The organism is Trujillonella endophytica (assembly GCF_900110555.1).
GTDB lineage: Bacteria > Actinomycetota > Actinomycetes > Mycobacteriales > Geodermatophilaceae > Trujillonella > Trujillonella endophytica.
Map to the genome: position 1 here is coordinate 323,640 of NZ_FOEE01000004.1, position 14,094 is coordinate 337,733.

Below are 14,094 nucleotides of genomic sequence, written 5' to 3' on the forward strand. Positions count from 1 at the left end.
TCAGCGCAGCCGGGGTACGGCTCCTGGCCGCGGTTGGAGCCCGGAGGGCGACAGTGTCACGAGGCGCCGTCGAAGAGCGAGGTCACCGAGCCGTCCTCGAAGACCTCCTTGATCGCGCGCCCGAGCAGCGGGGCGATCGAGAGAACCGTGAGCTTGTCGAACCGGCGCTCGGGCTCGACCGGCAGCGTGTTGGTGATGACGACCTCGCTCACCCGGCTGTTCTTCAGCCGGTCCACCGCCGGGCCGGAGAGCACGCCGTGCGTGGCGGCGACGATCACGTCCGCGGCGCCGGAGTCGAAGAGCGTCTCGGCGGCCTTCACGATCGTGCCACCGGTGTCGATCATGTCGTCGACGATGATGCAGACGCGGCCCTCGACCTCGCCGACCACGCGGTTGGCGACGACCTCGTTGGGTCGCATCGGGTCGCGCGTCTTGTGGATGAAGGCCAGCGGGACGCCGCCGAGCTTGTCGCTCCAGCGCTCCGAGACGCGCACCCGCCCCGCGTCGGGGGACACGACGGTCACGTCCCGGCCGGCGCACCGGTCCCGCACGTGGTCGACCAGCAGGTCGAGGGCGAACAGGTGGTCGACCGGGCCGTCGAAGAAGCCCTGGATCTGGGCCGTGTGCAGGTCGACCGTCATGAGCCGGTCGGCGCCGGCGGTCTTGAACAGGTCGGCGACCAGGCGGGCGGAGATCGGCTCGCGGCCGCGGTGCTTCTTGTCCTGGCGCGCGTAGGGGAAGAACGGCGCCACGACGGTGATGCGCTTGGCCGAGGCGCGCTTGAGCGCGTCGACCATGATCAACTGCTCCATGAGCCAGGTGTTGAGCGGCGCGGTGTGGCTCTGGACGACGAAGGCGTCGCAGCCGCGGACCGACTCCTCGAACCGGACGAACAACTCGCCGTTGGCGAACTCGTACGCCGCCGTCGGCGTCGGCGTCACACCCAGGTGGCCGGCGATCTCCTCGGTCAGCTCGGGGAAGGCCCGGCCGGAGAAGAGCATCAGGCTCTTGCTGGTGGTCTGCCGGATGGCGCTCATCGGATCGACTGCCCTCACTCGTCGGAATGCGTCTCGGGAACCGCACGTCGGCTCTCGTCGGTCCGGAGTCGAGGGTCTGCCGCCCCTGCGGCCCCTGCATCCCCGGCCGCCGCTGCGGCCTGCGCGGCGGCGGTGCCCGGGCGGCGGCGGCGGACCCAGCCTGCCACATTCCGTTGACGCGCCCGCGCCACGCCCATGGCCCCCGGGGGGACGTCGTCGGTGATCACCGAACCCGCCGCGGTGTACGCGCCGTCGCCCACGGTGAGCGGCGCCACCAGCATGGTGTCCGACCCGATGCGGACGTGGTCGCCGATCGTCGTGTGGTGCTTGGCGACGCCGTCGTAGTTCACGAACACGGTCGCCGCGCCGACGTTCGACCCGGTGCCGATCGTGGCGTCGCCCACGTAGGACAGATGCGGCACCTTCGAGCCCTCGCCCACCGTGACGTTCTTCGTCTCGACGAACGCGCCGACCTTCGTCCCGCGGGCGAGCCGGGTCCCCGGCCGCAGGTAGCTGAAGGGTCCCACCGTGGCCCCCGGGCCGACGACGGCGCCGGAGCAGTGCGAGCGGACGACCGAGGCGCCCTCGGCCACCTCGCAGTCGGTCAGCGTGGTGTCCGGCCCGACGACCGCCCCGGCCGCGACGCGGGTCGTGCCGTGCAGCTGCGTCCCCGGCTGGAGGAGCGCGTCGGCCTCGACGGTGACGGTCACGTCCACCCACGTCGTCGCCGGGTCGACGACGGTGACCCCCTCGACCATGAGGCGGTCGAGCACCCGGTCGTTGAGCACCCGCCGGCGGGCGGCCAGCTCGCGGCGGTCGTTGCAGCCGAGCACGTCGACCGGGTCCTCGGCCCGCCGGCCGCCGACGAGCGCGCCGTCGGCGACGAGCAGGCCGACGACGTCGGTCAGGTAGACCTCGCCCTGGGCGTTGTCGCCGTCGACCCGGGCGAGCGAGTCGCGCAGCGCAGCGGCGTCGCCGAGGTACACGCCGGCGTTGACCTCGCGCACGGCCCGCTGCTCGGTCGTGGCGTCGCGCTCCTCGACGATGGCGCGCACCGCCCCCTCGCCGTCCCGGACGATCCGGCCCAGGCCGGTGGGGTCGTCGACGACCGCGGTGAGCACGGTGAGCACCGCGCCCGACGTCCGGTGGGCCGCGACGAGGTCGGCGACGGTCTCGGCCCGCAGCAGCGGGGCGTCGCCGTTGACGATCAGCACGGGCCCCCGCAGGTCGGGGACGGCCGCGAGCGCGACGGCGGCGGCGTGGCCCGACCCGCGCTGCTCCTCCTGCACGACCGCACGCGCGGCCGGGGCGACGGCGGACAGGTGCTCCACGACCGCGTCGCGGCCGGCGCCGACCACCACGATCGTGTCGCCGGCCCCCAGCGGCGCGGTGGCAGCCAGGACGTGGCCGAGCATGCTGCGACCGCCCAGGGCGTGCAGCACCTTGGGGGTGGCCGAGCGCATGCGGGTGCCCTGCCCGGCGGCGAGCACGACGACGGCGGCCGTGCCGGGACCCGCCTCCGCCTCGGTGGTCCGGACTCCCGGCTGGGGCTGGCTCATGGATCTCCTCGGAAGCGGGGCGGTCGGTGCGCGCCGGCGGCACTCGCGGCGATGCTGCTGGGGGACTCGGACTCGAACCGAGACTGCACGGCTCCAAAGGCCGGCGGGCTGCCGATTACCCCATCCCCCATCCGCGGTCGCTCCGGTGCCGGCGTCCGCGGGGCGCCGGGAGCGGCGCCACGAGCAGCGTAGTGAAAGGACGCCGGGCGAGGAGCCGGCCGGCGACGCCGGGCCGCTCACCTGCACGGTCGCCGACGGGTCCGGCCCCACCCGGCAGACATCGCTACGGCCACGTAGGTTACGGAGTCGTAACCACGGTCGGGGACGCTGCGGCGGACGACCGGTACGACACCGCCTCTGGAGGCCCCCCTGTCCGCTCCCACCCTCACCAGGCCCACGGCTGTTCGGCGCCCGGCAGACCCGGACGCCGGCCTGCCGGCCACCGCGTACGGCAAGGAGAAGGGCGCGCTCGAACAGATCACGCTCTACCTGTTCGTGATCGTCCCGTTCCTCGCCGTCGCTGCGATCGTTCCGGTCGTGTGGGGCTGGGGGCTGTCCTGGCTGGACCTCGGCCTCCTCGTCGGCTTCTACTTCATCCCGCTGCTGGGCGTGACCGTCGGCTACCACCGCTACTTCACGCACGGCTCGTTCAAGGCCGGCAAGCCGCTGCGGTACGGCATCGCGATCATCGGCTGCATGGCCATCCAGGGCCCGGTCGTGCAGTGGGTCGCCGACCACCGCCGCCACCACGCGTTCTCCGACCGCGAGGGCGACCCGCACTCCCCGTGGCGCTACGGCACGGACTCGCGGTCGCTGGTCAAGGGCATGTGGCACGCCCACCTCGGGTGGCTGTTCGACCGCCGGCAGAGCAACGCCGAGCGCTACGCCCCGGACCTGCTCAAGGACAAGGGCCTGAAGATCGTCAGCCGCCTCTTCGTCGTCTGGGCGTTCCTCAGCCTGGCGCTGCCTGCCGTCATCGGCGGCCTGGTCACCGGTTCGTGGGCCGGCGCCCTCTCGGCGTTCTTCTGGGCGGGGCTCGTCCGGACGTTCCTGCTGCACCACGTCACCTGGTCGGTCAACTCGATCTGCCACGTGATCGGCACGCGGCCGTTCACCTCCCGCGACCGCGCCACCAACGTCTGGCCGCTGGCGGTCCTCAGCGGCGGGGAGTCCTGGCACAACCTGCACCACGTCGACCCCACGTCCGCCCGGCACGGCGTGCTCCGCGGCCAGGTCGACATGAGCGCCCGGGTGATCTGGGCGTTCGAGAAGCTCGGCTGGGCGCACAGCGTCAAGTGGCCCGACCCCGTGCGCCTGGCGGCCAAGCGCCACGTGCCCGTCGGAACAGCCGGCTGAGCACGGCCGCCGAGCTCCCGCCGTCCCGGCGACCGTCCTCCCAACGGTCGCCCGGGCGGCGTCCCGAGGGAAGCCCCTCCCCGGCCGTCGCCCGGCCGCGTGTGCGGATGACCGGTGCCCAGCGCCGGCAGCAGCTCATCGACGTCGGCCGCGAGCTGTTCGGGCGGCGCGGCTACGAGGCCACGTCGATCGAGGAGCTGGCGGCGCGGGCCTCGGTGAGCAAGCCGGTCGTGTACGGGCACTTCGGCGGCAAGGAAGGCCTGTACGCCGTCGTCGTCGAGCAGGAGATGCGCCGGCTGCTCGACCGGTTCGCCGCCGCGCTCTCCGCCGGGGGCCACCCCCGCGAGTTGCTCGAGCGCGCCGCCCTGGTGCTCCTGGACTACATCGAGGAGGACACCGACGGCTTCCGGGTGCTGACCCGGGACTCGCCGATCACCGACGCGGCGGGGCACTACTCGTCGCTGCTCGGCGAGGCCGCGCACGAGGTCGAGCACCTGCTCGCCACGCAGTTCCGGCGGGGTGGCTACGACCCGCGACTGGCCGGGCTCTACAGCCAGGCGCTGGTCGGGATGGTCGCGCTCGTCGGGGCGTGGTGGCTGGAGGACCGGTCCCAGGGCAAGCGCGAGGTCGCCGCGCACCTGGTGAACCTCGCCTGGAACGGCATGGGGCACCTGGAGACCCGCCCGCGCCTGTCCGACGACGCCTGACCGCCCCCCTCCGGGGCAGAAGCGCGAAATTGCCCCGGGGCAGAAGCGCGGAGTTGCGCGGGGCAGAAGCGCGAAATTGCCCCGGGGCAGAAGCGCGGAATTGCGCGGTGCAGAAGCGCGAACTTGCCCCGGGGCAGAAGCGCGGAGTTGCCGGCGCGTCAGCCGACGAGGCGGGCGCCGGGCACCGGTCCGTGCACCGCACGGACCGTGCGGAACTGCCCCGTGCCCGCGAGCTCGGCGGCCAGGGCCACCGCGTCGTCCTCGTCGGCGGCCAGCGCGGCCACCGTCGGCCCGGAGCCGCTGACGAGGGCGCCGGCGGCACCCGCGGCGGTGGCGGCGTCCAGCGCGCGGCGCAGCTGCGGCCGCAGGGCGATCGCGGGCTCCTGCAGGTCGTTGTGCAGGGCCGCGGCCAGGGCGTCCACCGGACCGCCGTGCAGCGCCGCGACCACCGGGTCGGGCGAGGGCAGCTCCTCCCCCGACGGCAGCCGGCCGTCGGCGCGCAGCCGGTCGAGCTCGCCGTAGACGGCCGGGGTGGACAGCCCCGAGCCCGCGATGCCCAGCACCCAGTGCCAGGGCCGGCGGGCGAGCACGGGGCTGAGCCGCTCCCCCCGCCCGGAGCCGAGCGCGACCCCGCCGAGCAGGCTGAACGGCACGTCGCTGCCCAGCCGCGCGGCCAGGTCGGCCAGCTCGCCCCGGGTCGCGTGGGTGCCCCACAGCGTGTCCAGGGCGACGAGCGCGGCCGCGGCGTCGGCGCTGCCGCCTGCCAGGCCGGCCGCCGCGGGGATCGACTTGTCGATGGTGATGGCGGCCGCGGCGGGCACCCCGGCCCGGTCGGCGAGCAGCTCCGCCGCCTGCCACACGAGGTTGCGGCGGTCGGTGGGCACCCGGTCCGGCCCGGTGCGGCCGCCGGCGAACGGGCCGGTCACGTCGATCGTGAGCTCCCCGGCCGGGCGCACGGTGACGGTGTCGAACAGCGACACGGCCAGGAAGACGGTGCGCAGCTCGTGGTAGCCGTCGTGGCCCAGCGGAGCCACGGCCAGGTGCACGTTGACCTTCGCCGGTGCCCGGGCGACCACCGCGCCGTCGCCACTGATCCGGCCCGGTCCGCCGTGCGGCGCTCGGGTCACGCCGGCTCCGCCGCGGTGGCCGCGAGCCTCGCGAAGTCGGCGACCGACAGCCGCTCGCCGCGGACGGTGGGGTCGATCCCCGCCGCCCGCAGCCGGGCCTCGGCAGCGGCCGGGCTGCCCGCCCAGCCGGACAGGGCGGCCCGCAAGGCCTTGCGGCGGGTCGCGAAGGCGGCATCGACGACGGCGAAGGTGGCGGCGCGGTCCCCGGGCGGGGGCGGCCGTCGGTCCAGGGCGACGAGACCGGAGTCGACGTTGGGCTCCGGCCAGAAGACCCGCCGCCCGACGGAACCGGCCCGACGGACCTCCCCGTACCAGGCTGCCTTGACCGACGGGACGCCGTAGGCGGGGGCCCCGGGGGGCGCGGCCAGCCGCTCGGCGACCTCGGCCTGCACCAGGATCAGCGCCCGGCGCAGGCTGGGCAGCAGCTCGAGGAGGGTCAGCAGGACGGGCACCGCCACGTTGTACGGCAGATTCGCCACCAGTGCGGTGGGCGGGGGCCCCGGGAGCTCGCGGAGCCGCAGGGCGTCGGCCTCGACCACGGTGAGCCGGTCGGCGAGGTGCGGGGCGCGCTCGGCAACCGTCCGCGGCAGCCGGGCGGCCAGGCGCGGATCGATCTCCACGGCCGTGACCGCTGCCGCTGCCGGGAGCAGGCCCAGGGTCAGCGACCCCAGGCCCGGACCGACCTCGAGGACGACGTCGTCGGGGCGCAGCTCGGCCGTTCGCACGATCCGCCGGATGGTGTTCGCGTCGTGCAGGAAGTTCTGCCCGAGGGACTTCGTCGGACGCAGCTCGAGCTGCTGGGCCAGGTCGCGGATGGCGGCCGGGCCCAGCAGCCCGTCGGGCTGTTCCGGAGGAGTGCTCAGCTCTGGTCCGGCGTCAGCTGAACAGGCGCGAGCCGCAGTGCGGCCACTGACCCGCACCGGAGCGGTCGTAGAGCATCTGCGCCCGCATCGTCTGCTCCTCGGCGGAGGCGGCGGCCGGGTCGCCGCTGCCGCCGACCGCGGCCCAGGTGCTCCGCGAGAACTGGTACATGCCGCGGTAGGTGCCGGTGGAGCTGACCGCGTTCGGCCGGCCGCCTGACTCGCACGCCGCGAGCGCCGCCCAGTTGAGGCCGCCGGAGCTCGTCGCGACCGCCGGGGCGGCCGGGGCTGCCGGGCGGGGCTTCGTGCCGACGGTGACCAGCTCGTCCACGGGCGCGACGGCGACCGCGGTGGAGAGCTGCTCGCGGCCGGTCTCGACCCCGTCGACGACGGTGACCCGCCAGGTGGTGGCCTGCTGGCCCTCGACGCCGGCCTGGGTCACGGTCTCGTCGTCCTCGAAGGCCTCGGGGTCCTCGTTCTCGACCGTCCGGTACGGGATCGAGGTCGTCTCGACGACCTCGGCGACCTGCACGCGGAAGACCTGCAGCCGCATGAACGCCAGCAGCGGCTGGGCCGGACGCATGCTCGTGCGGTCCGTCGCCGACAGCGCCACGCCCTGCTCGGCGAGGAGGTCGGCGACCGTCCCGGCCGTCGTCGTCACCACGCGCTGCTGGCCGTCGACGACGAGGGTGACGTCCTTGGGCGTGGTGATCGACAGCTCCATGCCGTCGAGCGGGAGGCGCTCGCTGCGGCTGGCGGAGACCACGAGGCCGTCGGCCCGGAAGCCCAGCTGGTCCAGCGCCTCGTCCACGGACAGGGCGGTCACGTAGACCTCGCTCGGCCGGCCGTCGACGGTCAGCTGCAGCGGGCGGGCCCGCGTGACCACGACGGCGTCACCGTCGGAGACGGAGGCCTCGGGCTCGGGGAGCACGACGTCGTGCGCCTGCGGCTGCAACCCCTCCTCCTCGAGCACCTCGGCCACGGTGTCGGCGTAGGTGCGGACCTCCCGGGCCTGGCCGTCGACGGTCAGCGTCAGCGACTTCTGCGCGGCGTAGTACGCCACGGAGCCGCCCACGAGGCCGAGCAGGACCAGGGCGAAGAGGGAGAACTTGAGGGTTCGAGGCACGACACATCCACGGGGTCACGGGACCGGGCAGGGGGCTGCCTCGCCGGCGCACCGCCGGCTGGCGGTCCACCGGGCGGCTCCGCACCGGGCGGCCTCGCCCGAGCCCGCAGAGGCTCCGGCGACGCTGCCCGGGTCGGTCCCCACCCCGGCTGATCACGACACGATAACGGGATTGGTACGGGTGACAATGGTTCGGACAGGAGTGTTCCAGCGGGGCGACACATCGACTTGTTGGCGCGCCGACACGGACCGTGACGATTGTTGCGCGTGGTGCCGCTGGGACGAATGCGCAGCGTGAGGCTGGTGTGGGTGACCGAGGTCACTGCGTGGCGCCCCGCACAGCCGGGTACCGGCGCGCTCGCGTCAGCCGGCGAGCGCGCGCTCGGACAGCCGCATCGGCCGCAGCCACGTCACCAGGAACACCGCGACGGCGAGGCCCGCGGCCAGCGCCGAGAACCCGCCGGCCACCAGCGCCACGGGCCACAGGTCGACGCCCTCGGACACGCGGTCCCCCAGCCCCACGCCGGCGACCAGGAGGAGCGCGCCCAGCGGGAGCAGGGCCAGCACGCTCACCGCGGCACTGACCAGGTGGGCGGTCCAGGTGCGCAGCGCCTCGTCCACCGGCACGTCGGCGCCCTCGGCCGGCAGCGGACGCACCAGGGCCCGCAGCAGCGCCACCTCGGCCAGCAGCCACGCGCCGAGCGGGACGCCCAGGGCCAGCCACGCGACGCGGTCGGGCAGGTCGTCGCGCTGCCAGAGCAGCACGGTGGCGAGCACCTCCGCCACGACGACGGCGCGCATGGTCCACAGCAGCCACAGCGAGATCTGCTCGCCCCGGCGCGGCCGGCGGACGGGTCTGGCCGACTGCCAGCGCGGCCGCGGCCGGGTCGCCTCGGCCAGGACGACGCCCACGAGCAGCCCGACGGCGACGGCCGGCGCCCACAGGAAGACCGAGGCCTCCGCGAAGACGACGATGCTGCCCACCACGGCGACCAGGCCGAGCAGGAGACCGATGCGGCGCACCCGGCGCCCGTGCACCGCCTGCCGCCGCAGGGTCCGGCGGCCCTCCTCGGTCGGCGAGGTGAACTCGATCGACGCCGACGCCACCGCGCGCCGCCCGGCCGCCAGCGCCCAGCCACGGGCCAGCAGGACGCCAGGAACCAGCACGGCGATGAACAGCACGACGGCGATGAGGCGACCCACGGGACAAGTGTGCCTCGCTTCGCGCCCAACGGTCGCCGAGCCGTCGCGGTCACCGTGATCATCGGCGGGTGGCTGCCCCCGCCGGCGTGCCGACCAACCACCCGCCGATGATCAACTCGGCCAGGCGGCTAGTCCCAGGTGCCGAAGACGCGCTCGGCGTTCGCGGTCAGGGCCGCGCACAGCTGCCCGACCTCCACGCCCGTGACCTCGGCCAGCACGCGCACGGTGTGCGGCATCAACCGCGAGGCGTTGGGGCGACCGCGGTAGGGCACCGGCGTGAGGAACGGCGCGTCGGTCTCCACCAGCAACTGGTCCAGGGGCGTCAGCGCCGCCGCCTCGCGCAGGTAGCCGGCGTTCGCGAACGTCACCGTGCCGGCGAAGGAGAGCACGTGGCCGCGCGCCACGCAGGCCCGGGCGAAGGCGGCGTCGCCGGAGAAGCAGTGGAACACCGTGCGCTCCGGTGCCCCCTCGTCGTCGAGCACGCGGAGGATCTCGTCGTGGGCGTCGCGGTCGTGGACGACGAGCGCGACCCCGCGGTCCTTGGCGATCCGGATGTGCGCCCGGAACGACGCCTCCTGCGCGGCCCAGCCCTCCGGCCCGGTGCGGAAGCGGTCCAGCCCGGTCTCCCCGACCGCCCGCACCCGCGGCAGCGCCGCGAGGCGGTCGATCTCGGCGAGCGCGTCCTCGACGGCCGCGCCCTCGCCGGCCTCGTTCGGGTGGACGGCGACGGTGGCCAGCACGTTCGGGTGCCGCGCGGCCAGCTCCGCCGACCACCGCGAGGAGGGGACGTCGACGCCCACCTGCACGAGCCGGGGCACCCCCACCGCGGCCGCGGCGGCGATCTCGGCGTCGACGAGGTCGGCCTCGGGCAGCCGGTCGAAGCCGCCGACCCCGATGTCGAGGTGGGTGTGGCTGTCGACGACCGGCGCCGGGAGCGGCTCGGGATCCGGCGGCAGCTCCCCGCGCCGGTTGGCCCGGGAGGACGACGAACGGCTCACGCGCCGTCGCCCTGCAACCGGGCCAGCTCCTCCTCGACGATCGACTCGTCCAGCTTGGTGAACACCGGCGTCGGCGGGGCCAGCGGGACCCCCGGCTGCAGCGGGCGCGAGGCCCAGACCGCCGCCGCGGCGTCGTAGTCGCCGGTGATGACCGGGTACGGCGAGCCGTCGTCGAGGTCGGTCACCTCGTCGATGCGGGGCGCCGCCGACCAGACGCCGGTGCCGCCGAGCAGCTCGTGGACCTTCTGCGCCGAGTGCGGGAGGAACGGCGTGAGCAGCGCGTTGCAGTCGCTGATCGCCTGCAGCGCGGTGTGCAGCACGGTGTCGCGGCGGGCCGGGTCCTCCTTGAGCTTCCACGGGGCCTGGTCCGACAGGTACTTGTTGGCCTCGCCGACGACCCGCATCGCCTCCGCCGCCGCCGCCTTCTGCCGGTTGCGGGCCAGCAGATCACCGATGGGGGCGAAGGCGCCGCTCGTCGTCTGCAGCAGGGCGCGGTCGGCGTCGGTCAGCTCCCCCGGCGTCGGCACGGCGCCCACGTTCTTCGCCGCCATCGAGACCGAGCGGTTGACCAGGTTCCCCCAACCGGCGACCAGCTCGTCGTTGTTGCGCCGGCGGAACTCCGCCCAGGTGAAGTCGGTGTCCTGCGACTCGGGGCCGGCGGCGGCGATGAAGTACCGCAGCGCGTCGGCGTCGTAGCGGGCGAGGAAGTCGCGGACGTAGATGACGACCTGCCGCGAGGAGGAGAACTTGCGCCCCTCCATCGTGAGGAACTCGCTCGAGACGACCTCCGTGGGCAGGTTGAGCCGCCCCAGCGACCCCGGGCTGCCCCCCTTGTCGCCCTCGCCGTTGTAGCCGAGCAGCTGGGCGGGCCAGATCTCGGCGTGGAAGACGATGTTGTCCTTGCCCATGAAGTAGTAGGCGTCGGCGTCCGGCGTCTGCCACCACTGGCGCCAGGCCTCCGGGTCGCCGGACCGGCGGGCCCACTCGATCGACGCCGACAGGTACCCGACGACGGCGTCGAACCAGACGTAGATGCGCTTGTCGTTGCGGTCGCGCCAGCCCTCCAGCGGCACCCGGACGCCCCAGTCGATGTCCCGGGTGTAGCTGCGCGGCTTCAGGTCGGTGAGCAGGTTGACGCTGAAGTTCAGGACGTTGGAGCGCCAGTTCGTGCGGGTGCCCAGCCAGTCGCCGAGCGCCCGAGCGAACGCGGGCAGGTCGAGGAAGTAGTGCTCCTCCTCGACGAACTTCGGCGTCTCACCGTTGATCTTGCTGACCGGGTTGATCAGCTCGACCGGGTCGAGCTGGTTGCCGCAGTTGTCGCACTGGTCGCCGCGGGCGCCGTCGTAGCCGCAGATCGGGCAGGTGCCCTCGATGTAGCGGTCGGGCAGCGTGCGGCCGGTCGAGGGGCTGATCGCGCCCAGCGTCGTCTTCGGGAAGACGTACCCGTTCTTCAGCAGCCCCAGGAAGATCTCCTGGCTGACCGAGGCGTGGTTGGCGGTCGTCGTCCGGGTGAACAGGTCGTAGCTGAGGCCGAGGGACTGCAGGTCGCCCACGATGATCCGGTTGTTCCGGTCGGCGATCTCGCGCGGCGTGATGCCCTCGGCGTCGGCGGCGACGGTGATCGGCGTCCCGTGTTCGTCCGTGCCGCTGACCATGAGGACCCGGTCGCCGACCATCCGGTGGTACCGGCTGAAGACGTCGGAGGGGACGCCGAATCCGGAGACGTGGCCGATGTGCCGCGGGCCGTTGGCGTAGGGCCAGGCCACGGCCGTGAGGATGTGCCGATCAGTCACGGCACGAGACTAGGCGCCGCCCGCTCAGTGCTGGCCGGTCGAGGCCGGAGCGGCGACGTCGGGCGTGGGCGCGCCCGGGTCCAGCAGCGCCACCGCCAGCAGCGCGAAGCCCAGGACGGTCACGGTGACGGCGCGGAGGCTGCGCTGGTCCTCGGTCAGCTCCGGGCGCCGCTCCCGCGGGCGCGGGCCGGCGTCCGACCAGGCCGTCGCCGACGGCGCGGTGGCCAGCAGCAGCTTCCCGACCGGAACGGCGACCGCGCTCAGGACGACGGCCGGCACGGGCAGACCCGGGACGAGCCCGTCCAGCGACGACGTCGTCAGCCCGAGGACGAAGGCCACGGCCAGCACCCCCAGCTCCACGACGGCGACGCCCGTGAGCAGCCGCGGCCCGGACCCGTCCGCGAGCACGAGCCCGCCGCCGGCGCCGAACACGGCCCAGGCGGCCAGGGCGAGCAGCAGGAACGCGACCAGCGCACCCGGCGGACGGTGGGTGGCCACGAGCAGGCCGTCCAGCCCGGTCAGCGCGGCGGCGACGATCGCGACCGCCTCGACCACCGCGATGCCCGCGGCGGCCAGCACGGTCGCCGGGGGGCGGCGGCGCGCGACCGCGCAGGCGGGGACGTCGCGGGAGGGGACGTCGAGGGTGGTGCTCGCCACGGGGGTGCTCTCTGGCCGGGGACGGTCTGTCCCTGGTCAGGTCGTCCGGCCCCGCCCCCCGCTGTACGGCGGCGGGCGGGGGCCTCACCCCATGGGGTCAGCCGCCGCCGCTCCCCCGGGCGGCCCGGTCGTCGACCTCCCGCGCGGCCGCGGCGACGCCTTCCTCGCCGGCCAGCCGGCTGCGCCGCCGTCCGTACACCGCGTAGACGACGGCGCCGAGCGCCATCCAGATCAGGAAGCGGACCCACGTCTCGATCGGCAGGTTCGCCATCAGGTAGAGGCAGGCGAGGACCGACACGATCGGCAGCAGCGGCACGAGCGGGACGCGGAACGCCCGGGGCAGGTCCGGCCGGGTGCGGCGCAGCACGATGACCGCGATCGACACGAGCACGAAGGCGAACAGCGTGCCGATGTTGACCAGCTCGGCCAGCGTCGAGATCGGCAGGAAGCCGGCCAGCAGCGCCACGACGACACCCGTGGCGATCGTGATCCGGTACGGGGTGCCGTACCGGGGGTGGACGGCGCCCAGCGACGGCGGCAGCAGGTGGTCGCGGCTCATCGCGAACAGGATCCGCGACTGGCCGAGCAGGAGGATCATCACGACCGAGGTGAGGCCGGCGAGCGCGCCCACCGAGATGAGCGTCGACGCCCAGGTGAGCCCGACGCTGGAGAAGGCGTCGGCCAGCGGCGCGGTGACCGAGAGCTCGTCGTAGGGCTGCATGCCGACCACGACCAGCGAGACCGCGACGTAGAGCAGGGTGCAGACCAGCAGCGAGCCGATGATGCCGCGCGGCAGGTCCCGCTTCGGGTTCCTCGTCTCCTCGGCGGCGGTCGCGACGATGTCGAAGCCGATGAACGCGAAGAACACGATCGAGGCCCCCGCGATGATCCCGCCCCAGCCGAAGGTGCCCTGCGTGATGCCGAGCAGCTCGATGAGCGGCCGTTTCCAGCCGCCCTCCCCCTCCGGGGTCGGCTCGGCCGGCGGCACGAACGGGCTGTAGTTGTCGGCCTTCGTGTAGAAGAAGCCGACGACCACGATGAACAGCACGATGACGACCTTGACCGCCACGATCACCGAGGTCACGCGCGACGAGAGCTTGATCCCGAGCACCAGCACGCCGGTCATCACGAGGGCGATGACCATGGCGGGGATGTTGACCGTCGCGTCCTCCCCCGCGATGGAGGTCGGCAGCGGGGTCGCGACGTCCTCGAGCAACTGGTTGAGGTAGCCCGACCACCCGACCGACACCGTCGCCGCGCCGAGCGCCAGTTCCAGCACCAGGTCCCAGCCGATGATCCAGGCGAGCACCTCGCCGAGGGTCGCGTAGCTGAACGTGTACGCCGACCCGGCGACCGGCACGGTGGAGGCGAACTCGGCGTAGCAGACCGCGGCCAGCGCGCAGACCACGCCGGCGATGACGAACGACAGCGCGACCGCCGGCCCCGCCGTCGTCTTCGCCACCTCGCCGGTGAGCACAAAGATGCCGGTGCCGATGATCACGCCGACGCCGAACACGGTGAGGTCCAGCGCCGAGAGGTTCTTCTTGAGGCGGTGCTCCCGCTGCTCCGTGTCGCGGATGGAGTCCTCCACCGACTTCACCCGCGCGGTGTTCCTGCGATCTGTGTGGGTGGCCAACCGACGTCCCTCCCGGCTCGCGGTGCCCGACCTGC

12 protein-coding genes and 1 tRNA gene are annotated in these 14,094 nt (G+C 74.2%); 2 read left to right on the plus strand and 11 right to left on the minus strand.

The window, feature by feature from the left end:
- Positions 1–56: 56 nt before the first annotated feature.
- The 3 genes from BMY88_RS08930 to BMY88_RS08940 all read right to left on the minus strand — a co-directional run bounded on the left by BMY88_RS08930 (position 57) and on the right by BMY88_RS08940 (position 2,726).
- Complete coding sequence (locus BMY88_RS08930; RefSeq protein ID WP_091942262.1) at positions 57–1,037, minus strand: ribose-phosphate diphosphokinase; 981 nt, start codon at positions 1,035–1,037, stop codon at positions 57–59.
- Positions 1,038–1,051: 14 nt separating this feature from the next.
- A complete protein-coding gene (gene glmU, locus BMY88_RS08935; protein ID WP_091942264.1) occupies positions 1,052–2,596 on the minus strand; it encodes a bifunctional UDP-N-acetylglucosamine diphosphorylase/glucosamine-1-phosphate N-acetyltransferase GlmU in 1,545 nt (514 codons plus the stop codon).
- Positions 2,597–2,653: 57 nt separating this feature from the next.
- Positions 2,654–2,726, minus strand: a tRNA-Gln gene (locus BMY88_RS08940).
- Positions 2,727–3,091: 365 nt separating this feature from the next.
- On the opposite strand from BMY88_RS08940, the gene BMY88_RS08945 reads away from it, so the two are divergent.
- Together BMY88_RS08945 and BMY88_RS08950 are read left to right on the plus strand one after the other, a co-directional pair.
- A complete protein-coding gene (locus BMY88_RS08945; protein WP_244524548.1) occupies positions 3,092–3,952 on the plus strand; it encodes an acyl-CoA desaturase in 861 nt (286 codons plus the stop codon).
- A gap of 107 nt (positions 3,953–4,059) precedes the next feature.
- Complete coding sequence (locus tag BMY88_RS08950; RefSeq protein ID WP_091942380.1) at positions 4,060–4,659, plus strand: TetR/AcrR family transcriptional regulator; 600 nt, start codon at positions 4,060–4,062, stop codon at positions 4,657–4,659.
- Positions 4,660–4,817: 158 nt separating this feature from the next.
- Here the strand turns inward: BMY88_RS08950 and BMY88_RS08955 are convergent, their stop codons facing one another.
- From BMY88_RS08955 to BMY88_RS08990, 8 genes are all read right to left on the minus strand, one after another.
- Entirely contained in the window at positions 4,818–5,786 is a 969-nt protein-coding gene (locus BMY88_RS08955) for a 4-(cytidine 5'-diphospho)-2-C-methyl-D-erythritol kinase (RefSeq protein WP_091942268.1), read from the minus strand.
- Positions 5,783–6,706 carry a 16S rRNA (adenine(1518)-N(6)/adenine(1519)-N(6))-dimethyltransferase RsmA gene (gene rsmA, locus BMY88_RS08960; RefSeq protein ID WP_244524549.1) on the minus strand — a complete coding sequence of 308 codons (924 nt, stop codon included), beginning with the start codon at positions 6,704–6,706 and terminating at the stop codon, positions 5,783–5,785. The genes BMY88_RS08955 and rsmA overlap by 4 nt, the downstream gene beginning before the upstream one ends.
- On the minus strand, positions 6,663–7,772 hold the full coding sequence (locus BMY88_RS08965) for a resuscitation-promoting factor (RefSeq protein ID WP_091942270.1): 1,110 nt from the start codon (positions 7,770–7,772) through the stop codon (positions 6,663–6,665). Before BMY88_RS08965 ends, rsmA begins: the two co-directional genes overlap by 44 nt.
- A 363-nt stretch (positions 7,773–8,135) precedes the next feature.
- On the minus strand, positions 8,136–8,975 hold the full coding sequence (locus BMY88_RS08970; RefSeq protein WP_091942272.1) for a hypothetical protein: 840 nt from the start codon (positions 8,973–8,975) through the stop codon (positions 8,136–8,138).
- 128 nt (positions 8,976–9,103) lie between these two features.
- Positions 9,104–9,973: a TatD family hydrolase gene (locus tag BMY88_RS08975; RefSeq protein WP_091942274.1), complete on the minus strand. Its 870-nt coding sequence runs from the start codon at positions 9,971–9,973 to the stop codon at positions 9,104–9,106.
- Positions 9,970–11,766, minus strand: a complete 1,797-nt coding sequence (metG, locus tag BMY88_RS08980; protein ID WP_091942276.1) for a methionine--tRNA ligase — start codon at positions 11,764–11,766, stop codon at positions 9,970–9,972. Before metG ends, BMY88_RS08975 begins: the two co-directional genes overlap by 4 nt.
- Positions 11,767–11,790: 24 nt before the next feature.
- A complete protein-coding gene (locus BMY88_RS08985; protein ID WP_091942279.1) occupies positions 11,791–12,423 on the minus strand; it encodes a hypothetical protein in 633 nt (210 codons plus the stop codon).
- Positions 12,424–12,520: 97 nt separating this feature from the next.
- Positions 12,521–14,023 (minus strand): amino acid permease, encoded by a 1,503-nt coding sequence (locus tag BMY88_RS08990; protein WP_244524550.1) that lies wholly within the window; start codon positions 14,021–14,023, stop codon positions 12,521–12,523.
- Positions 14,024–14,094 lie beyond the last annotated feature (71 nt).

Bases quoted from the DNA above. Each gene is read 5' to 3' on its own strand.
- BMY88_RS08930 (WP_091942262.1), bottom strand. From the start codon at position 1,037: ATGAGCGCCATCCGGCAGACCACCAGCAAGAGCCTGATGCTCTTCTCC.
- BMY88_RS08950 (WP_091942380.1), top strand. From the start codon at position 4,060: ATGACCGGTGCCCAGCGCCGGCAGCAGCTCATCGACGTCGGCCGCGAG.
- glmU (WP_091942264.1), bottom strand. From the start codon at position 2,596: ATGAGCCAGCCCCAGCCGGGAGTCCGGACCACCGAGGCGGAGGCGGGT.